This is a genomic window from Ruegeria sp. C11 (genome assembly GCF_056537725.1).
Genome location: NZ_JBQFSB010000010.1, coordinates 16058 through 36100, shown reverse-complemented (window position 1 = coordinate 36100; position 20043 = coordinate 16058). Strand labels below are relative to the sequence as shown.

22 protein-coding genes are annotated in these 20043 nt (G+C 57.4%); 12 read left to right on the top strand and 10 right to left on the bottom strand.

The features are described from left to right. Positions 1 to 2: 2 nt before the first annotated feature. Both ACR0NA_RS17065 and ACR0NA_RS17060 read right to left on the bottom strand, forming a co-directional pair. Entirely contained in the window at positions 3 to 1244 is a 1242-nt protein-coding gene (locus ACR0NA_RS17065; protein ID WP_480730944.1) for an MFS transporter, read from the bottom strand. A gap of 129 nt (positions 1245 to 1373) precedes the next feature. Next, the gene (locus ACR0NA_RS17060) at positions 1374 to 1772 is read right to left on the bottom strand and encodes a DM13 domain-containing protein (RefSeq protein ID WP_480730942.1); all 399 of its coding nucleotides are present in this window, start codon (positions 1770 to 1772) and stop codon (positions 1374 to 1376) included. A gap of 199 nt (positions 1773 to 1971) precedes the next feature. Here ACR0NA_RS17060 and hslU point away from each other — a divergent pair, with 199 nt between their 5' ends. The 3 genes from hslU to ACR0NA_RS17045 all read left to right on the top strand — a co-directional run bounded on the left by hslU (position 1972) and on the right by ACR0NA_RS17045 (position 5709). Further along, on the top strand, positions 1972 to 3279 hold the full coding sequence (hslU, locus tag ACR0NA_RS17055; protein ID WP_480730940.1) for an ATP-dependent protease ATPase subunit HslU: 1308 nt from the start codon (positions 1972 to 1974) through the stop codon (positions 3277 to 3279). A 103-nt stretch (positions 3280 to 3382) separates the two neighbouring features. Next, positions 3383 to 4492 (top strand): alpha/beta hydrolase, encoded by a 1110-nt coding sequence (locus tag ACR0NA_RS17050; protein ID WP_480730938.1) that lies wholly within the window; start codon positions 3383 to 3385, stop codon positions 4490 to 4492. Next, positions 4489 to 5709 (top strand): MFS transporter, encoded by a 1221-nt coding sequence (locus ACR0NA_RS17045; RefSeq protein WP_480730936.1) that lies wholly within the window; start codon positions 4489 to 4491, stop codon positions 5707 to 5709. The genes ACR0NA_RS17050 and ACR0NA_RS17045 overlap by 4 nt, the downstream gene beginning before the upstream one ends. Here ACR0NA_RS17045 and ACR0NA_RS17040 read toward each other — a convergent pair. The 3 genes from ACR0NA_RS17040 to ACR0NA_RS17030 are packed head-to-tail and all read right to left on the bottom strand — an operon-like array spanning position 5706 to position 7989. Continuing rightward, positions 5706 to 6293 carry a Smr/MutS family protein gene (locus ACR0NA_RS17040; RefSeq protein WP_480730934.1) on the bottom strand — a complete coding sequence of 196 codons (588 nt, stop codon included), beginning with the start codon at positions 6291 to 6293 and terminating at the stop codon, positions 5706 to 5708. The genes ACR0NA_RS17045 and ACR0NA_RS17040 overlap by 4 nt on opposite strands. Then, positions 6293 to 7333, bottom strand: a complete 1041-nt coding sequence (gene mltA / locus ACR0NA_RS17035; RefSeq protein WP_480730931.1) for a murein transglycosylase A — start codon at positions 7331 to 7333, stop codon at positions 6293 to 6295. Before mltA ends, ACR0NA_RS17040 begins: the two co-directional genes overlap by 1 nt. Further along, positions 7330 to 7989: a Tim44/TimA family putative adaptor protein gene (locus tag ACR0NA_RS17030; protein ID WP_480453099.1), complete on the bottom strand. Its 660-nt coding sequence runs from the start codon at positions 7987 to 7989 to the stop codon at positions 7330 to 7332. The genes mltA and ACR0NA_RS17030 overlap by 4 nt, the downstream gene beginning before the upstream one ends. 108 nt (positions 7990 to 8097) lie before the next feature. On the opposite strand from ACR0NA_RS17030, the gene ACR0NA_RS17025 reads away from it, so the two are divergent. Continuing rightward, on the top strand, positions 8098 to 8598 hold the full coding sequence (locus tag ACR0NA_RS17025; RefSeq protein ID WP_480730928.1) for an FxsA family protein: 501 nt from the start codon (positions 8098 to 8100) through the stop codon (positions 8596 to 8598). A gap of 54 nt (positions 8599 to 8652) precedes the next feature. Further along, on the top strand, positions 8653 to 9153 hold the full coding sequence (gene secB, locus ACR0NA_RS17020; protein ID WP_170655362.1) for a protein-export chaperone SecB: 501 nt from the start codon (positions 8653 to 8655) through the stop codon (positions 9151 to 9153). 25 nt (positions 9154 to 9178) lie between these two features. Here the strand turns inward: secB and dnaQ are convergent, their stop codons facing one another. The 4 genes from dnaQ to ACR0NA_RS17000 are packed head-to-tail and all read right to left on the bottom strand — an operon-like array spanning position 9179 to position 11916. Continuing rightward, a complete protein-coding gene (dnaQ, locus tag ACR0NA_RS17015) occupies positions 9179 to 9904 on the bottom strand; it encodes a DNA polymerase III subunit epsilon (RefSeq protein WP_480730926.1) in 726 nt (241 codons plus the stop codon). Beyond that, a complete protein-coding gene (gene coaE, locus ACR0NA_RS17010) occupies positions 9897 to 10490 on the bottom strand; it encodes a dephospho-CoA kinase (RefSeq protein ID WP_480730924.1) in 594 nt (197 codons plus the stop codon). Before coaE ends, dnaQ begins: the two co-directional genes overlap by 8 nt. Beyond that, complete coding sequence (locus ACR0NA_RS17005; RefSeq protein ID WP_480730922.1) at positions 10487 to 11320, bottom strand: shikimate dehydrogenase; 834 nt, start codon at positions 11318 to 11320, stop codon at positions 10487 to 10489. The genes coaE and ACR0NA_RS17005 overlap by 4 nt, the downstream gene beginning before the upstream one ends. Then, positions 11317 to 11916: a Maf family protein gene (locus ACR0NA_RS17000; protein WP_480730920.1), complete on the bottom strand. Its 600-nt coding sequence runs from the start codon at positions 11914 to 11916 to the stop codon at positions 11317 to 11319. The genes ACR0NA_RS17005 and ACR0NA_RS17000 overlap by 4 nt, the downstream gene beginning before the upstream one ends. 406 nt (positions 11917 to 12322) lie before the next feature. On the opposite strand from ACR0NA_RS17000, the gene hemJ reads away from it, so the two are divergent. From hemJ to ACR0NA_RS16965, 7 genes are all read left to right on the top strand, one after another. Further along, complete coding sequence (gene hemJ, locus ACR0NA_RS16995) at positions 12323 to 12772, top strand: protoporphyrinogen oxidase HemJ (protein WP_480730918.1); 450 nt, start codon at positions 12323 to 12325, stop codon at positions 12770 to 12772. Between the two features lie 125 nt (positions 12773 to 12897). After that, positions 12898 to 14169 (top strand): transcription termination factor Rho, encoded by a 1272-nt coding sequence (gene rho / locus ACR0NA_RS16990; RefSeq protein ID WP_170655374.1) that lies wholly within the window; start codon positions 12898 to 12900, stop codon positions 14167 to 14169. 30 nt (positions 14170 to 14199) lie between these two features. Beyond that, a complete protein-coding gene (gene mnmE, locus ACR0NA_RS16985) occupies positions 14200 to 15486 on the top strand; it encodes a tRNA uridine-5-carboxymethylaminomethyl(34) synthesis GTPase MnmE (RefSeq protein WP_480730916.1) in 1287 nt (428 codons plus the stop codon). A 12-nt stretch (positions 15487 to 15498) separates the two neighbouring features. After that, positions 15499 to 17367: a tRNA uridine-5-carboxymethylaminomethyl(34) synthesis enzyme MnmG gene (mnmG, locus tag ACR0NA_RS16980; protein WP_480730914.1), complete on the top strand. Its 1869-nt coding sequence runs from the start codon at positions 15499 to 15501 to the stop codon at positions 17365 to 17367. Beyond that, entirely contained in the window at positions 17364 to 17987 is a 624-nt protein-coding gene (gene rsmG / locus ACR0NA_RS16975; protein ID WP_480730912.1) for a 16S rRNA (guanine(527)-N(7))-methyltransferase RsmG, read from the top strand. The genes mnmG and rsmG overlap by 4 nt, the downstream gene beginning before the upstream one ends. After that, the gene (locus ACR0NA_RS16970; RefSeq protein ID WP_170655382.1) at positions 17980 to 18783 is read left to right on the top strand and encodes an AAA family ATPase; all 804 of its coding nucleotides are present in this window, start codon (positions 17980 to 17982) and stop codon (positions 18781 to 18783) included. Before rsmG ends, ACR0NA_RS16970 begins: the two co-directional genes overlap by 8 nt. Before the next feature lie 20 nt (positions 18784 to 18803). Continuing rightward, positions 18804 to 19700 (top strand): ParB/RepB/Spo0J family partition protein, encoded by an 897-nt coding sequence (locus ACR0NA_RS16965; RefSeq protein ID WP_480730910.1) that lies wholly within the window; start codon positions 18804 to 18806, stop codon positions 19698 to 19700. Here ACR0NA_RS16965 and ACR0NA_RS16960 read toward each other — a convergent pair. Then, complete coding sequence (locus ACR0NA_RS16960) at positions 19690 to 20043, bottom strand: YbaN family protein (RefSeq protein ID WP_480730908.1); 354 nt, start codon at positions 20041 to 20043, stop codon at positions 19690 to 19692. The genes ACR0NA_RS16965 and ACR0NA_RS16960 overlap by 11 nt on opposite strands.

Here is a 20043-nt window from a genome sequence, read left to right as displayed (position 1 = left end):
GGTCAGGCCAACAGCGCGGCGATCTCTTTGCCGCGCCATCTGCGATACATCCCGATGATGCCGATGATGGCCGAGGCGATCACGATGTAATACGGTACGCGGATGTCGATGCTCATCAACCCGCCGCCAATCAGTGACATGATGCCGCCTGCTAGGCAGAACACGGCGGTCGTGACGCCCATGACCCAGCCCTGATCCCCTTCGCTGACGCTTGAGGAAAACAGGCCCAGCATTGTCGGATAGGCAACCCCGAACAGGAAATAGAATAAGAACACCGGGATATAGCTGAGCACGCCGCTGGGGCTGAAGGCGAATGCAAAGCCGCAGATGACCATGGTCACAAGTGAAGTGTGAATGATGCTGTGCTTGCTGAACCGTTCCTGCGCAGGCTTCACCAGAAAAGTGCTGGAAAAGGCCAGTGCAAAACCGATGGTCACCATCGCCATGCTGCCGCCCACGACGCCGTAACCGAAAGCGCTCGTCAGGAAGTTATCGACGAAGACGTAAAACGTGACGTTGGCGATCATGAAAAAGGTATAGACGGGCAGGATTTTCAGCACCATCGGATGGCCGCGTACCGCGATCAGGCTGTCGGTGATGTCACGCGCACGAAAGACGAACTGCACCCTTTCGGTCCGGGTGTTCTTGAAAAAGAACAGCACCAGAAAAATCGCGATGAAAACAAGGATGAAGGCGCCGTAGAAAGGTGTTTTGAGTGTTGCGGCGCTGCCCAGCAGGGTTTTGTCCGACAAGACAGCGCCGATGATCGGGCCGCCGACAAGGCCAAAGCTGACACCTGTCACGATATAACCCATGTTGCGGTCTCGATCCGCCGCATCTGTGCTGCCATCGATCATGGCGGCCTGCGCTATGGGCTGGTTTCCGGCCGTAAACCCGGTGATGCACCTTCCAAGGATCAGCAGGGCCAGACTGTTGAGATATAGCGACACGATCGTGATGGCATACCCGGCCAACGCGCCACCCAGACAGATCAGCAGAGCATTCTTGCGGCCAATCGAATCCGAAACCTTGGAAACGTAAACAACGCCCAGAAACCACGACAGGAAAAACGATCCGATGACGAGGCCATAATAGAAATGGCGGCTGCCCATCGGCGTCGATTTGGGGAGAAACCCGGAATCCGTTTCCATGATCAGCGAGTTGATGATCGGAAAGACCAATCCCTGTCCGATCAGGTCGACAAAAACAACAAAAAGCAATGTGATCCGGGTAATGGTTGTCATGCAAAATTCCCCCAATGGCGGGAGTTTAGCAGAATTTCCGTTTTTTCCCACCGGATCGGAAGGGCTGGGTTCGGAATGCAAGTGGGGCCGGCGGATCCGGCCCCTTTTACACCGCGTTTTGCGCCTGATTTAGTTCAGCGTCGCTACGCCCAATGGCACACCGGCGACTTCGCACCAGATGTAAACCTCGTTGTATTTCGACGTGTCCAGCGTTGGCGGCACCGCGTAAGACTGACTGCCGGTTAGATTCAGCAGCGCACCCAGTTTGGTGTCGGGATCGTATGTTCCGTCCGTGCCCAGCGCCACGCGCGGATCCGGGCCGCCATCCAGTGAGAAGTTATCGCCGAGTTCGACGATATAGCGGTCACCATCTTTGACCAGCTTGACGGAACCGCTGGTGACATGGTTCGAACGGCCTTCGAAGCTGCCTTTTTTGTAGCCACCAGCCAATGCGGTAGTAGCACTGGCAAGGGTCAGGGCCGCGCCCGAAGCAGCAGCGGTAAGAAACAGGGAACGGCGAGTCAGCATTTCGGTTGGTCTCCATTGAATAGATACAGGCGACATGCCTGATGCCGTTCTTTATGTCGGAGGATGAGGTGAGTAAGCCACTCACAACACAACGAGAAAGCGTGCGCGTTTCGTGTGCACGCGTGATCTTTTCGTGATCGGCTTGTGTTTTTGCGCCCCATGATTAGGTTCCGGGGCGGAACAATTGGATAGAAAACACATGACCGACCTGACCCCGCGCGAGATCGTCTCGGAACTGGACCGTTTCATCATTGGCCAGAAGGATGCTAAACGCGCGGTTGCCGTGGCCCTGCGCAATCGCTGGCGGCGCAAGCAGCTGCCCGATGACATCCGCGAAGAGGTCTATCCCAAGAATATCCTGATGATCGGCCCCACCGGCGTCGGCAAGACCGAAATCAGCCGCCGTCTGGCCAAACTAGCGCGGGCGCCCTTCATCAAGGTCGAGGCGACCAAGTTCACCGAGGTTGGTTATGTCGGGCGCGACGTGGAACAGATCGTGCGCGATCTGGCAGATGCGGCGATCTTACAAACGCGTGAGTACATGCGTGAGGATGTGAAGGCGCGGGCGCACCAGGCCGCCGAGGATCGGGTCATTGCCGCCATCGCCGGTGAGGACGCCCGCGAAGGTACGCGCGAAATGTTCCGCAAAAAGCTGAAAGCGGGTGAGCTGGATGACACGGTGATCGAGCTGGAACTGTCGGATACATCGAATCCAATGCCGATGTTCGACATTCCCGGCCAGCCCGGCAGCCAGATGGGGATGATGAATCTGGGTGACATATTCGGCAAGGCTTTCGGGGGTCGGACGGTCAAGCGCAAGATGACCGTCGCGGACAGTTATGAAGCGCTGATCGGCGAAGAGGCCGACAAGCTGCTGGATGACGAAACTGTCGCCCGCACCGCGCTGGAAGCGGTCGAACAGAACGGCATCGTGTTTCTGGACGAGATCGACAAGGTCTGCGCCCGGACCGAGGCGCGTGGCGGCGATGTCAGCCGTGAAGGCGTGCAGCGTGACCTGCTGCCGCTGATCGAAGGCACCACGGTGTCAACGAAACACGGCCCGGTCAAAACCGACCATATCCTGTTCATCGCCAGTGGCGCATTTCACATCGCCAAACCATCCGACCTGTTGCCCGAACTTCAGGGCCGTTTGCCCATCCGGGTCGAGCTGCGCGCGCTGACCGAGGGGGATTTCGTGCGCATCCTGACCGAAACCGACAACGCGCTGACGCTGCAATACACCGCGCTGATGGGTACCGAAGAGGTCACAGTGGATTTCAGCGAGGATGGCATAGCAGCCCTTGCCCGGATCGCGGCCGAAGTGAACCAGAGCGTCGAAAACATCGGCGCGCGGCGGCTTTACACGGTCATGGAGCGAGTGTTCGAGGAGCTGTCCTTTGTGGCGCCCGACAAGGCGGGCACACAGATCACGGTGGACGCGAAATTCGTGCAGGACAACCTTGGCGAACTGACGAAATCGACCGACCTGAGCCGCTACGTCCTGTAGCGGCTGGCAGGCATTCGCGGATTAACCACCATATGCCCGAACCCACTGGACGCGTCCCTTTTTTTATATAACGTGACGCTGACTAAATTGGAGTTGGGCTCAGGTGCGGATTCTTCTTGGCTTTCTGCTCGTGTTCGCGATGGCCGCGTGTACAGATCGCAGTGTTTCGGTCACGGTGCCCGAAGCGCTGGAGGTTGGCACACCGGAAACGGTGTTCGCAGCAACGATCCGCGCACAGGAACTGGACGGAACATACGGGTTCCAGCGCGCGGATCGGCTTCGGTTTATGAAAATGACGGTATCCGTTCCGCCGACGCACACGCCGGGCAGTCTGAATTTCTCATACGGCAATCCTAATCCGGATAAGCAGTTCGTGCTGGCCGGTGTGACCGAGTACAATTCGGCGCAGGATTTCGGTCGGCATCTGCGGAACAAGATGGGCAGACCCGCCCGCGAAGTGACCATCTTTGTGCACGGCTATAACGCCACTCAGACCGAGACGGCGTTTCGCGCGGCGCAGCTGTCGCATGATATCGGTATCCCCGGATCGATCCTGATCTATTCCTGGCCCAGCCGGGCCAGGGCAGGTGGCTATGCCTATGACATCGACAGTATGCTTTTTGCGCGCGACGGGCTGGAACAGACAATTCGCGACCTTAAGGCCCTCGGGGTGGAGCGTGTGGTCATTGTCGCCCATTCTATGGGATCGGCCCTGACGATGGAGATGATGCGCCAGGCCGAGCTACGCCAGCCGGGTTGGTCAGCGAAAAACATCGAAGGTGTGATCCTGATCTCACCCGATCTGGATGTGGATGTATTCAGATCACAGATGGACAGCATCAAGAACCCACCTCAGCCCTTCGTCGTGATGGTGTCCGAGAAGGACAAGATACTGAACATTTCGGCACGCATTCGAGGCACATCCAGAAGCGATCGGCTGGGCAGCATCGACTCGGTCGAGAAGGTGGCGGAATATCCGATTGATGTTCTGAATACGACGGCGTTCAGTGGCGATGCGGAATCATCTCACTTTGTTGCGGCGACATCCCCTGCATTGCTGTCCATTCTCAGTTCGGCACGCAAGGTCAGCGATACGTTTGGCCCCGACAAACCAGGAATTGATCTGCTGGTTCCGCCGAATGCCCGGCATAACTCGGGCGCTACGGAAATCGTACTGACCGAAAGCGGGTCTGCGACCGTCGCAACCGAATGATGATGGCCGGGTTGCGCCGGTACCTTGCCGGGAACGCAACCTGGTTGAGCGCGGGAATTCTACTGACATTTCTGTCCAGTTTCGGTCAGACCTTTCTTATCTCGGTCTTTGCCGGGGAAATCCGGGCCGAGTACGGGCTGAGCCACGGGGGATGGGGCGGCATCTATTCGCTGGGAACTACCGCGTCGGCGGTTGTCATGATCTGGGCGGGCGGTCTGACCGACATATTCCGGGTCCGGGTTCTGGGGCCGGCAGTTCTGGGCGGACTGGGGCTGGCGGCGCTGGCAATGGCATTCAACACCTGGTTGTTGTTGCTGCCGGTGGTGATTTTCCTGCTGCGTTTTTTTGGACAAGGCATGAGCAACCATCTGGCGCTGGTGGCCATGGCGCGCTGGTTTACGGCGACGCGGGGCAGGGCGCTGGCCATCGCCACGCTTGGCTTTGCCGCCGGTGAGGCACTGTTGCCGCTGTTGTTCGTTTCAGCGATGGCTGTTATCGACTGGCGTCTGCTGTGGGTCGGGTCCGCCTGCGTCGCCTTTCTGGGAATCCCCGTGCTGATGCGGTTGCTGCGCAGGGAGCGTACACCGCAAAGCCTGTCCACCTCATACTCGGCAACCGGCATGGAAGGCCGTCACTGGACACGGCGCGAAGCGCTGTTGCATCCGCTGTTCTGGTTCATGACACCGGCGTTGCTGGGCCCATCCGCCTTCATTACCGCGTTTTTCTTTCATCAGGTTCATCTGGCCGAGACAAAAGGCTGGCAGCATGTGGAGCTGGTCGCGCTGTTTCCCGCCTTTACCGCAGTTGCGATGATTTCCATGTTCGCTTCGGGCTGGGCGCTGGACAAATGGGGCACCGCGAGGATGATGCCGTTTTCCCTGCTGCCAATGGCGATCGGGTTCGGCATTCTATCCACCATCCAGTCGATCGGCGGTGCACTGGTGGCCATGTCTTTTCTTGCTGTGACCATGGGCGCGAACGGCACGTTGCCCAGCGCCTTCTGGGCCGAGTTCTACGGCACCCGGCACATCGGTGCGATCAAGGCAACCGCAGCTGCGGTCATGGTTCTGGGGTCGGCCATCGGGCCGGGCCTGACGGGCGTACTGATCGATCAGGGGGTCGGGCTGGAAACACAGTTCGGATGGATCGCCGTCTTTTTCCTGCTGGCCTGTCTGTCGGTGGGATTCGGTATCGCCCGCGCTGTGCGCAGCCTTTAGCGGGTGCGGCGGAGATAGACGTAGTAGGCCCCATCACCGCCATGGCTGATATGCGCGGGCGTGACCTGCATCACCGCCTGCGTCAGCGGCGGCAGGGATAGCCATTGCGGCACCTGATTGCGCAGAACACCGCGGGGTGTGGGAATGGGGCCGGGTTCGTCCCGGTCCTTGCCCTTGCCGGTGATCACCAAAACCAGCCGCTTGCCCGACGCCTGTGCCGACAGGATGAACCGGATCAGGGCCGGATGGGCGGTGTCTATCCGCATCCCGTGCAGGTCAATCCGGCCTTCGGGTTTCAGCTTACCCCGTTTCATCCGGCCAAACGCCTTTTTGTCCATCTGAACCGGCGCAGCGCGCAGGCTTTCGGTCAGGGTAGGTTTGAACCGATCCGCAGGCGCCTTGGGTTTGGCGGATTGCCCAACATCAAATTCGTCAATGCGGGGTTTCGGCGTTTTCTTCGGCTTGGGTTTGGGCAGGCTCACCGGGTGAACCGATTGCGGGATTTCGGGATGCAGACGCTCGGTCTGGCGCGAAACCTTGCGCCACAACTCGATCTCTTCTGATGTCAGCTTGCGGCGCGACATCAGAATTCATCCGGTAAAAGGGCATAGGCACGCTGAATCGGCAACAAAACCACCATCCGGCCCGGATCTTTCAGCCTGCCCGCCGCCTGACCCGCAGCATCGCCGGTACCGTAAAAGATATCGGCGCGCTGAGCGCCCTTGATAGCTGATCCGGTATCCTGCGCGACCATCAGGCGGCGCATGGGAGTTTTGCCATCCTTTTCGACCCAGACCGGCGCACCCAGCGGGGTAAAGGCCGGATCGGCGGCAATCGTGCGCAGGGTTGTGACCGACCGGTTCATCGCACCTAGCGGCCCAAGTTCGGGCGCCACGCGCGTGACCTCGCGAAAGAACACATAGGAGGGATTGTGGAACAAAAGCTCGGCCCCGGCCTCAGGGTTCTTGCGGACCCAGCTTCGGATCATCTGGGCGCTGACCTGATGCGCCCCCAACAAGCCACGCCGGACCAGCTCGGCCCCGATGGAACGGTAGGGATGGCCGTTTGCGCCGCCATATCCGACCCGCAGCATCTTACCATCCGGCAAACGGATACGGCCCGAACCCTGTATCTGCAGAAAGAACAGCTCGACCGGGTCGTCTACCCATGCAATTTCGAGACCGCGATTTTCCATCACGCCGCTGCTCAGCAACTCGCGCCGGTCGAGCCACTGGGATGCATCGCGCGCCTCTGGCGGGATGCGATACAGCGGGTATCTGTATCTGTCAGAGCGGGTCTTGGACCCGTCTAGCTCCGGTTCGAAATAGCCAGTGAACAGGGCGTCATCGCCGTCTTCGACCAGAACCGGGCGAAAGAACAGCTCGAAAAACGACTTGGCGGCGTCACCGGAATATGTCCGCGCCACCCCACACAGGGCACGCCAGTCCGGATCGTCCAGATCCCCGCAAGTGTTCAGAAAAGTGGAAAGGGCCGCCCCATGGTCATCAGCGGCCCAGCCATCCAGTTCGTCAAACGACAGGATCGTTCGCGTCACTTCTGCTCCGGCCGCGCTTGCCGCAGTCATCGCACCCGCCAGAGCAAGCGACCGGAGGGCACCAATCATGCGTCCGTTGCAACAAGCAGCCAGTTCGGATCGTCGGTGCCCATAACACGGGCAAAGGTCCAGCTGTCCTTTTGGCGTTTCACGGTGTTCGGGTTGCCTTCGATGATATCGCCGCCGCGGTCACGCACGACCGAGGTCAGTTCGCCCACAAACCGCATGGTGATTTCGGCGCGGTTGGTATCCTTGTCGAACTGTGCATCCGCCAGCACCGTTTCGCGAACGCCGATGAATTCGGCCTCGATGGTCAGGCCTTGATCTTCGCGGGCGGCGACAACCGAGACGAAGGTGTCAAACACGTCTTCCGCCAGGAAAGGCTGAATTTCATCCAGATTGCCGCGTTCGAACCCCATCACGATCATTTCATAGGCGCCGCGCGAACCCTGAACGAATTCGCTGACCGAAAAGGTCGGCTCCACCCGCTTCATTGCGGCCAGCGTCTGCGCCTGTTCGCTGTCTTCGGGCACATGATCTGTGATGTCGTGATCAGGGCCACCTTCGATCACCTCGAAATCCCGGCGCGACTTGTTGTTGTCGGGTTGCTGCGACAGGGGCGGCTTTTCAAACCCTTCGCGCGTACCCAACACGTTCTTCAGACGCAGGATCAGGAAAACTGCAATGCCGGCCAGCACTAGAAGCTGGATCAGGGGTGAATTCATTTCGTCCTCTTTTCAGAACCGAGACTTGGTATACATGGCCTCGTGCTACTATGTAGGTGACAGTCGGGGGCAAGTCCACAGCCCGCCGTGCATGAAAGGATAACCCGGATGTACCTTTTTCTGGCTTTTTTGCTGGTTCCGATCATCGAAATCGCCCTGTTCATACAGGTTGGCGGTCTGATTGGGCTGTGGCCGACCCTTGCCATCGTCGTTCTGACGGCCGTAATGGGCACGGTTCTGGTCCGGACACAAGGTCGCATGGCGCTTGGACAGCTGCAGCGTTCGTTTGCCGAACTGGACGACCCGACCGAGCCGTTGGCCCATGGCGCGATGATCCTGCTGTCGGGTGTTCTGCTGCTGACGCCGGGGTTTTTCACCGACGCCATCGGGTTTGCATTACTGATCCCCGCCGTCCGGGTGGGCGTGTTCCGCTACGTTCAGTCGAAAGTTACCGTTTCCCATTTCCAGATGGGAACCCGGACCAATTTCAGATCCGGGCAGGATCCGTTTGGTCAGGGTGACACGATCGACGGCGAATTCACCGAAGTACAGCCTAAAAGAGAATCGTCCGGACCCTCGAAATGGGTCGAAGGCCCGCACCGGCATTGAGGTGCCGCGCGCAAGTTGCTAAGCAGTGGCGAATTTCATTTTTGGAGTAGTTCCATGACCGAAGAAAGCGCCGCAGGAAACGCCGCGGCCGAACAGGCACCACAGGTTCAGATGCGTGTTCTGGGGCAGTTCATCCGCGACATGTCCTTTGAAAACGTAATGGCGCAGAAAGGTGTATCGGGCGATATACAGCCCGAGGTCGCCGTTCAGGTAAATCTGGACGCCAAGAAACGGCCAACCGAGCATCAGTATGAAGTTTCGATCAAGCTGAGCGTCAAATCCAAGGCCAAAGGCATGGAAGACGTTCTGTTCCTGTTCGAGGTCGACTATTGCGGGCTGTTCCACGTCGAGGGTGTGCCCGAGGATCAAATGCATCCATTCCTTCTGATCGAATGCCCACGCATGCTGTTCCCGTTCCTGCGCCGCATCGTCAGCGACGTGACCCGCGATGGTGGGTATCCGCCGGTCAACCTGGACAACATCGACTTTGTTGCGCTGTATCGCAACGAGCTGATGCGCCGTCAGGCCGAACAGGCGCAGAAATCCGAAGCCTGATCAGATAATCCGCGCCTGATATCGGTCAGGCGCGGTTCCACAGGGCGTTTTCGCCCAATTTCCCGACAAAAGTTTCATGCGCGGCGCGCTCGTCCTCGGTGATCCGCGAGGGTAACGGCGTTGCGCGCGGGGTGGGGCGCCAGTCTCCGGCCCCGCCGGAACCCATCGAGGCCGCGGATGTCGCCAGCCCAAAGTCGGGCTGACGCCCGCCGATCAGTTCCAGATAGACCTCAGCCAGAATTTCCGAGTCTAGCAACGCGCCGTGCAAAACACGGTTAGAGTTGTCGATGCCGAACCGGCGGCACAAAGCATCCAGCGATGCGGGCGAGCCCGGAAACCGTTTGCGCGCGATGGCCAGCGTGTCGATAGCCTGATCCATCGGGATCAGGGGCACATTCATCCAACCCAGTTCGGCGTTCAGGAATTTCATATCGAAGGACGCGTTGTGGATCACCAGCTTGGCGTCGCCCACGAAATCGCGGAACTCCTGCCCAACCTTTGCAAAGACCGGCTTGTCCCTAAGCGTGATCTGCCCCGATTCCGGCGGGCGCGGGGGGTCCAGCAGGTCGGGACCGATGCCGTGAACGCCAAACGCCTCTTCGGGCATCGACCGTTCGGGATTGATGTAGACGTGATAGGTTTCGCCCGTGGCCACGTGGTTCCACAGCTCAACCGCGCCGATTTCAACGATCCGGTCGCCGCTTTCCGGATCAAAGCCGGTGGTTTCGGTGTCGAGAACGATCTCACGCATGTGTCAGCCCTGCCCGTATCTGCCTGACGATATCCTGCACCTGCGCGCGCGCATGGTCCAGAGTGTCCGTGACAATCACGAAATCCGAACGGGCGCATTTTTCATCGTTGGGCATCTGTTTGGAACGGATCTGTTCGAACTGCTCTGCCGTCATGGTTCCGCGCGCCATCACGCGGTCTTTCTGAACTTCGGCGGGGACGGACACGCAAGCAACCGCGTCCATCGCAGCCTCGCCGCCGGTTTCAAACAGCAGTGGAATGTCAAAAACCAGAATGTCGGCGTCCGCATCCTGACGGAATTGCGCACGATCCATAGCCACCAGCGGATGAACAATGCCCTCAATGCGTTTCAGAGTTTCGGGGGTTTCCGAGATGATCCGTTTTAGTGCGTCGCGGCTGACGGCACCGTTGACAATAGCCTGCGGAAAGACCGCGCGCATTGGCTCAACCGCCGCTCCGCCCTTTGAATAGAGTCTATGTACGGCTGCATCCGCATCCCACAACGCGCAGCCTTCCTGGACGAACATCTGCGCTGTGGTGCTTTTTCCCATGCCGATCGAGCCGGTCAGACCAAGCAGAAAACTCATGCCAGGGCCGCCGTGCGGGTTGCCTCATCCACCTCGGGGCGCTGACCGAACCAGCGCTCAAAACCCGGAACTGCCTGATGCAGCAACATGCCCAGACCGTCGACGGTGGTACATCCTGCCTTTTCCGCCTCATGCAGCAGGTGGGTTTGCAGAGGAGCATAGACCAGATCAGTTACAACTGTACCCGGCTGGAGACCGTCCAGAGGGACACGCAGTTCGGGCTGGCCAGTCATGCCAAGCGAGGTGGTGTTTACCACCAGCTCGGACCCTTCGATAACATTTCCCGCCTGAACCCAGTCAACTACGGTGATCCGTTGACCGAATTCCTCTTTCAGATGATCGGCCCTGCTGCGGGTGCGATTGGTCAGCATAATCTCGGGGACGCCTGCATCGGACAGGGCGGCAATCACCGCGCGGGCCGCACCGCCCGCGCCAAACACGACGGCCGGCCCATCCTGCGGGTTCCAGTCGGGCGCACCTGCGCGCAGGTTTTCCATGAAACCATAGCCATCCGTATTGTCCGCATGAATGGTTCCGTCCGTGCGGAAAGTCAGGGTATTTGCCGCCCCGATCACCGATGCGCTGTCCGAGACATGATCGGCCAGACGCAGTGCGGCCTCTTTATGCGGAACGGTGATGTTGGCACCCACGAAACCGGTCTTGGGCAATGCGCGCAACACCTGTTCCAGATCGGCGGGCGCGACGTCCATCGGAACATAATGCCCCGGCAGATCATAAGTTCTGAGCCAGTGACCATGCAGCTTTGGCGATCTGGAATGCGCAATGGGATGCCCGATCACCCCGGCCAGTGGAATCCGCTTGTCGGTCATTGTTCGATCACCCCTCGCAACGCCAGAAAATTGAGAAGCTCCAGCAGGGGCATACCCAAAACGTTAAAATAGTCGCCGTCAATGGTGGCGAACAGGCGCACGCCTTCTTCCTCGAGCTTGTAGGCACCCACCGCGTGGCGGATGCTGTCCCAGTTTCGCGCCACATAAGATTTCAGATAAGCGTCCGAACTGGCGCGCATCCGCAACCGCACCTGCCCGACGTGCCGCCACACCGGTTCGCCGTTTTGATAGATCACGGCTGCCGACAACAACATGTGCCGCTTGCCGCGCATCTTTTTCAGCTGCGCCAGCGCCTCGTCGGGCGATTGAGACTTCGACAGAAGCTGACCGTCAAAGTCCAGAACCTGATCGCAGCCCAAAACCATTGCACCGGGGTTCTTGTCGCTGATCCTGCGCGCCTTCAGCTCGGCCAGCGCATCGGCAATATCGCGGGGCGGTGCGTCCTCGGCCAGAAGGGCGCGTTTCACCGTATCTTCGTCGACACGCGGAATCTGGACAGCAAATGGAACACCCGCATTTTCCAGCAACTGCGCGCGGATCGCTGAGCCTGATGCAAGGATAAGGGGGACAGACATGTGGAAAACCCCGTGGGCAAATCGTTGAACGTTCCTGAACGGTTTGTATGGGTTTCCGGTTGACACGCAACCCCGCGAATTTCGCCCGAAACTTCCCTGAGTCGCCCGAACTCTGTCCAGCCGGGACAAGGATAAGTGGCCTGATCAGGATAACCGGGATATTCCGTAACCATCCTGTAGTTATCCCCAGATTGATACCCTTTCGTGTTCAGGTAAATATTTGATATTATTCCATTAATCAGGTTTCTGGGAAACATTCCGTATGCCCCGGAACTTTCCTTTCCACCTGGGGAAAACTGAGGGGTAAAAAAGTAATCCACGGTTTTTGTTCACACTACAAAACCATCATCCTTTTTCTTTTCTTTCTTTTTTATTAGGGATGACCCGTCCAACGCCCGGAGCCGGAATGACCGATCTGCTTTACACACTGTACCCATGGGTGAAATCGTTTCACATCATGGCTGTCATTTCCTGGATGGCTGGCCTGTTCTACCTGCCCCGGCTTTTCGTCTATCACGTCGAACAGGCTCAGGAAGTTGACGGTGCATCGAAAATCTTCCTTGAGATGGAAGACAAGCTGTTGCGTGTCATCATGCGCCCAGCGATGATTGTGACATGGGCCTGCGGGCTGATCATGGTCTTTACCCCCGGCGTTGTCGGCTGGGACTGGGCCTGGCCCTGGGCCAAGGGCGCAGCGGTGATCGGCATGACGTGGTTTCATCACTGGCTGCTGGCGCGACGCAGGGATTTCGCAGAAGGGCGAAACACCCTGACAGGGCGTCAGTACCGCATGATGAACGAGGTTCCCACCGTTCTGATGGTGGTGATCGTGCTTGCCGTGGTTTTGAAATTCTGAAGCAGGTTTGACTCCGGACGGCAGTCAGCCTATGTAGGTCAAAACGCGCCCGTCCGGGTGGCGTCTCTTTCCTGTTTGAAATCCAACTCTGAGCCGCAACTGATGTGGCCAAGGTCCGTATCATCATGACAACTGAATCCCTGAATCTTGCCGACCTCAAGGCAAAAAGCCCCAAAGACCTTCTGGCGATGGCCGAAGAGCTGGAGATCGAAAACGCCTCGACCATGCGTAAGGGCGAAATGATGTTCCAGATTCTGCGCGAACGTGCGGACGAAGGATGGGTCGTTGGCGGTGACGGGGTGCTGGAGGTCCTGCAGGATGGTTTCGGCTTTCTACGGTCGCCTGAGGCGAACTATCTGCCGGGTCCGGACGACATCTATGTGTCGCCTGACATGATCCGTCAGCATTCGCTGCGCACCGGGGATACGGTCGAAGGTGAAATCAAGGCACCCGACGATAACGAGCGTTACTTTGCCCTGACCAAAGTCACCAAGATCAACTTTGAGAACCCCGAAAAGGCCAAACACAAGATCCTGTTCGACAACCTGACGCCGCTGTATCCCGACGAGCGGCTGAAGATGGAGATCGAGGATCCCACCATCAAGGACAAGTCGGCCCGTGTGATCGACCTGGTGGCCCCCATCGGTAAGGGTCAGCGTTCGCTGATCGTGGCGCCACCGCGGACCGGTAAAACAGTAATCCTGCAGAACATCGCGCATTCGATCGAACAGAACCATCCTGAGTGTTATCTGATCGTCCTGCTGATCGACGAACGCCCGGAAGAGGTTACCGACATGCAGCGCTCGGTGAAGGGTGAGGTTGTATCCTCGACCTTTGACGAACCGGCAACCCGCCACGTGGCCGTGTCCGAGATGGTCATCGAAAAAGCCAAGCGGCTGGTCGAGCATAAACGAGATGTTGTTATTCTTCTCGACTCGATCACAAGACTTGGTAGGGCGTTTAACACCGTGGTGCCATCCTCGGGTAAAGTTCTGACCGGTGGTGTGGATGCGAATGCGCTGCAGCGGCCAAAGCGGTTCTTTGGTGCTGCCCGGAACATCGAAGAGGGCGGGTCGCTGACCATCATCGCCACAGCGCTGATCGACACCGGCAGCAGGATGGACGAAGTGATCTTTGAAGAATTCAAGGGCACCGGTAACTCGGAAATCGTTCTGGATCGCAAGATCGCGGACAAGCGCGTGTTCCCGGCTATCGACATCCTCAAGTCCGGCACACGGAAAGAGGACCTGTTGGTCGATAAGGGCGATCTGGCCAAGACCTTTGTCCTGCGCCGCATCCTCAACCCGATGGGAACAACCGATGCGATCGAGTTCCTGTTGTCGAAGTTGAAACAGACCAAGACAAACGGTGAGTTCTTCGATTCGATGAACACCTGACACAGGTCTTAAACGACGCGAGGCCTTCGAATGGACACGATATTCGCCTTGGCCAGCGCACAAGGCAAAGCCGGGGTGGCGGTCATCCGCCTCTCTGGTCCTCAGGCAATTTCCGCAGCGGGTGCATTGACCGGTGGCAGCCTTCCGGCGCGCGGGATGCGTGTGCGCAGTCTGTTTGCGTCCGATGACGCGCGGCTGGATGACGGGCTGGTTCTGACCTTTCAGGCCCCGGCCAGCTTCACCGGCGAAGATGTTGCCGAGTTGCAGGTTCATGGCAGCACGGCCTCGATAAACGCAATTCTGCGATGTTTGTCCGAGATTGAAGGCCTACGCATGGCTGAACCCGGTGAGTTCACCAGGCGGGCATTGGAAAACGGTAAAATGGACCTGGCGCAAGTCGAAGGGCTGGCTGATCTGATCGACGCCGAAACCGAAGTGCAACGCAGGCAGGCCCAGACCATACTGGCCGGAGAGTTGGGGCAACTGGCCGAAGGATGGCGGCGCAAGCTGATCCGGGCGGCATCCTTGCTCGAGGCGGTGATCGACTTTGCCGATGAGGATGTGCCTACGGACGTAACCCCTGAAGTGCGCGACCTTGTGACCGAGGTCATGGCAGAGCTGGAGCGGGAAGCAAAGGGTGTCACAATTGCCGAACGCATCCGCACCGGGTTCGAAGTGGCGATCGTCGGTCCGCCAAATGCGGGAAAATCCACCTTGCTGAATGCGCTGGCGGGGCGGGAAGCTGCCATAACCTCGGAATACGCCGGAACGACGCGGGACGTTATCGAAGTCAGAATGGATCTCGCCGGGCTACCGGTCACCCTGCTGGATACGGCAGGATTGCGGGACACTGATGATCATGTTGAAGGCTTGGGAATTGCCTTGGCGCGCAGGCGGGCTGAATCAGCTGATTTGAGGGTGTTCCTGACAGACGCTCCCGATGATCTTGGTATTCCGATGCAATCCGGTGATATTCACGTTCTGCCAAAATCCGATACCCGCGGAACTGGTGATGTCGGAATTTCAGGGAAGACGGGTCAGGGAATTGATCGGTTGATTTCCCAGATATCGCGTGTGCTATCAGACCGGGCCACAAGTTCTGGTATTGCAACGCGGGAACGGCATCGTGTCGCTATGAACAAGGCGTATTCTGCGCTTGGCGCTGCCTTGGAGGTTCTGGAATCGGGTGATGATTTGTATGATATCGCAGCTGAAGAGATGCGAACCGCCATTCGTGCCCTGGAATCACTGGTCGGCAGAATAGATGTTGAAAATCTACTGGACGAGATTTTCGCCAGTTTCTGCCTTGGTAAGTAAGGAGTGTTTCACGTGAAACATTCACAATTCGATGTTGTCGTTGTTGGTGCGGGCCATGCCGGAACCGAAGCTGCCCATGCGGCTGCACGCATGGGCGTGAACACGGCTTTGGTAACGCTGTCGGAAAATGATATCGGCGTCATGTCCTGCAATCCGGCAATTGGCGGGTTGGGCAAGGGGCACCTTGTTCGCGAGATCGACGCATTGGACGGTGTCATGGGGCGTGTCGCGGATCAGGCGGGGATTCAGTTTCGTCTGCTGAACAAGCGAAAGGGCCCGGCCGTGCAGGGACCACGGGCGCAAGCTGATCGTGCCTTGTATCGCGCAGCCATGAAGCGCGAAACGGTGGGGCGGGAAAACCTGACGGTTGTTGAAGGCGAAGTTGTCGATTTCCTTATCGAAAACCATCGAATTACCGGAGTAGAACTGGCAGACGGTTCGATTGTCCCAACCAAAACGGTGATCCTGACTTCGGGGACCTTTCTACGGGGTGTCATTCATATCGGTGATGTTTCGCGACCCGGTGGGCGTATGGGTGATCGGCCATCCGTCCGGCTAGCTGAGCGTCTGGATAGTTTTGATCTGCCTTTGGCCAGATTGAAAACCGGAACACCCCCGCGTTTGGATGGGCGTACAATCGACTGGTCTGATCTGGAACGGCAGGATGGTGATGAGGATCCTACCTTATTCTCCTTTCTTTCCAATCAGGTAATTGCCCCCCAGATTGCCTGTGGTATCACGCATACAAATGCGCGGACCCATGAAATCATTGAAAAAAACCTGTCCCGCTCTGCAATGTACGGGGGGCACATCGACGGGGTCGGTCCGAGGTATTGCCCCTCGATCGAGGACAAGATTGTTCGCTTTGCGGATAAGGACTCGCATCAGATCTTTTTGGAGCCTGAAGGCGTTTCAGATCATACGATCTATCCAAACGGTATTTCCACGTCTTTGCCCGAAGATATTCAAGAAGAATACGTACGTTCAATCAAAGGGCTGGAGAACGCCACGATTCTGCAACCGGGCTATGCCATCGAATATGACTATGTCGATCCGCGGGTCCTGACCGCTCAGCTTTCCCTGCCTGAAGTGTCCGGCCTGTACCTGGCGGGGCAGATCAACGGTACAACTGGATACGAAGAGGCGGCGGCACAAGGTTTGGTTGCCGGGCTTAATGCCGCGTTGGAAGTGTTGGGTAGGGATCGCCTGAACTTCACCCGTTCAAACAGTTATATTGGGGTTATGATTGACGATCTTACTACCCGTGGTGTGGCCGAACCCTATCGAATGTTTACATCACGCGCTGAATTCAGGCTTTCGCTGAGGGCGGACAATGCTGATCAGCGGCTTACTCCGATTGGAATCGATGTTGGATGTGTGGGGGATATTAGGCGGACAGTATTTCAGAAAAAACTGGAGAAGCTGGAAACCGTGAGGTCGGCGTTGACCAAGCGTACTTATACACCACGTGAGGTTTTGTCAGCAGGGATTGAAGTCAATCAGGATGGAAACCGGCGGGACGGAATGGCCATACTGGCCTTCCCTCACGTGACTTTTGAACAGTTATTGCCGTTGGTTGAAGGATTGAAAGAGGTCGATGGCGACACCCGCCGTCAGATCGAAAGGGATGCTTTGTACGCCAACTATATTGCGCGTCAGCAGCGCGACGTAGAAGCGATGAAGCGCGATGAGGCGCATGAAATCCCCAGGGATTTTGACTATTTTGCTTTGGACGGGTTGTCCGCTGAAATGAAGCAGAAGCTGTCAGAGGCGAAACCTGCCAATATTGCGCAAGCCAGCCGTGTAGAAGGTGTGACTCCCGCCGCATTGACGTTGGTTTTGGCAAAGCTGCGCCGTAAACAGAAAGCCATGAAGGCATGAGTCCTGAACACGGGCAGATGCTCTCTGAGCTGAATGTTTCACGTGAAACACAAGAGCGCCTGGCGGTATTCGTAGATCTTTTGCAGCGGTGGAATCCAAAGATCAATCTGGTTTCGAAAAACAGTCTGAAGGATGTATGGACCCGGCATATTGTTGATTCTGTGCAGGTTTTTCGGTGCACCTCTTCCTCCCAAAACTGGGTGGATCTGGGGAGCGGGGGCGGGTTTCCCGGGATAATTTGCGCGATATTGGCAACAGAGGAAGCACCGGGAATGGAATTTACGCTGGTGGAAAGCGATCAGCGTAAATCGGCATTTCTACGCAATGCCGCCCGTGAATGTGGCGCGTCTTGCCGGGTGATTTCGAAGAGGATCGAGGCAGTTGATCCGTTGAATGCGGATATTTTGTCAGCTCGGGCGCTGGCGGATCTGACAGTTTTGCTATCTTTTTGTCATAGGCATTTGGGGGCAGGCGGCACGGCGCTGTTTCCAAAAGGCGCCACGTGGAAAAAAGAACTGGCAGAGGCTCGCAAGGAATGGAAATTCGATGCTGAGCCGATTACAAGTTTGACTGAACCTCAGGCAGTTATCCTGAAAATAAAAGGAGTCACACGTGGTTGATTTGTCTCGTCCTGTTGGGCCCCGGATCATAGCGGTTGCCAATCAAAAGGGCGGAGTTGGAAAAACCACGACAGCGATCAACCTGGCAGCGGGCCTCGCTGAAGCAAACTGCAGGGTTCTGGTGGTGGATCTGGACCCTCAGGGCAACGCATCGACCGGATTGGGGGTCGAGGACCGAGATTGGACCACTTATGATCTGATTTTGGACGATGCACCGTTGGAGGCGGTCGTTCAGGAAACCGAGATCGGTGGTTTGTACATTGTTCCCGCGACCGTCGATCTGAGTTCTGCGGATATTGAACTGATTTCAAACGAAAAACGCAGCTACCTTTTGCATGATGCACTGCGACAAACCGCGATTGACGGGTATGAGTTCGATTATGTCCTTATCGATTGCCCTCCGTCGCTGAATTTGCTGACTGTAAATGCAATGGTGGCTGCACATTCGGTGCTTATTCCGCTCCAAAGCGAATTCTTCGCGTTGGAGGGTTTGTCCCAGCTTATGTTGACTGTTCGCGAGGTTCGGCAGACTGCGAATCCGAACCTGAGAATCGAAGGTGTTGTGTTGACCATGTACGACAACCGCAACAACTTGTCCCGTCAGGTGGAAAAGGATGCGCGTGACAATCTGGGCGGGATGGTGTTTAAAACCAAGATACCAAGAAATGTCAGGGTCAGCGAAGCGCCGTCATTTGCGCTTCCGGTGTTGCAGTATGACTCGGGTTCGCTTGGGGCTATGGCCTATCGACATCTGGCGCGCGAGGTCATGCAAAAACACAACAGAATTGCTGCTTGAACGGCGGTCAGGAGGGCACAGTGAACGTCAAAAAGGGAAAATCCAGAGGGCTGGGGCGCGGATTGTCCGCCTTGATGGCGGATGTCACCCATGATGTCGAAGGTGCCGTTGCGACCTTGCCGCGCCGCCCGGACATGGAAGTGCCAATCGAAAAGCTGCGCGCCAACCCAAATCAGCCACGCCGGACGTTTTCGCAGGGGCAGTTGGACGAGCTGGCAGCGTCGGTCAAGGAAAAGGGGATCATCCAGCCCCTGATTGTTCGTCCGCTGAACGGTGGAGAATATGAAATCGTTGCGGGTGAGCGCCGCTGGCGGGCGGCGCAAATGGCGCAGTTGCACGAAATCCCGGTTATCGTGCGCGAGTTTGATGACACCGAGGTCCTTGAAGTTGCGATTATCGAGAACATTCAGCGCGCAGACCTGAATGCGGTTGAAGAGGCCGCCGGGTACAAACAACTGATGGATCGGTTTGGCCACACGCAGGAAAAGCTGGCCGAGGCCCTTGGGAAAAGCCGCAGCCACATTGCCAACCTGCTGCGTTTGCTGTCCTTGCCAATGGATGTTCAGGCGTTGGTGATCGAAGGAAAGCTGTCGGCAGGGCATGCACGGGCATTGATTACTGCTGAAAACCCGTCGGAACTGGCCAAAATCGTGGTTCGGGACGGGTTGTCGGTGCGGGCGACCGAGGCTTTGGTCAAAAAGCAGCTTCAGGGCGATACTGAGAAATCTCCGACGCGCGCGAAAAGTGCAGGCACGGATAAGGATGCAGACACGCGTGCCTTGGAAAAGGATTTGTCGGCCATTCTGGCGATGAAGGTTTCGATCAACCACAAGGCCGGAACGGAAACTGGGCAGGTGGTTCTGACTTATGAAAACCTGGATCAGCTGGACGATCTGTGCGCAAAGCTCAGCCGTTAGGGCGTGTCCAGATAAAGATCATCACTGCGGACAGAACCACGGCCTGAATGATCAGAACGTGTGACGGCAAGGCTAGCAAAAAAGACAGGCCAAACACGGCGGCGACCGAGACGGTGGCCGCCTTTTTTGCGGCCGGTCGAATGGCTCCGGAGCTTTGCCAATCCAAAATCATGGGACCAAAGGTTCGGTGAGAAATCAGCCAATTGTGCAATCGTGATGAGGAGCGGGCAAAGAAGAACGCCGCCAAAAGCAGAAAGGGCACTGTCGGTAATAGGGGTAGGGCAATCCCAATCACGGCAAGCCCAACACTGATCAGACCTAAGGCGGCCCAAATGTACTGCAT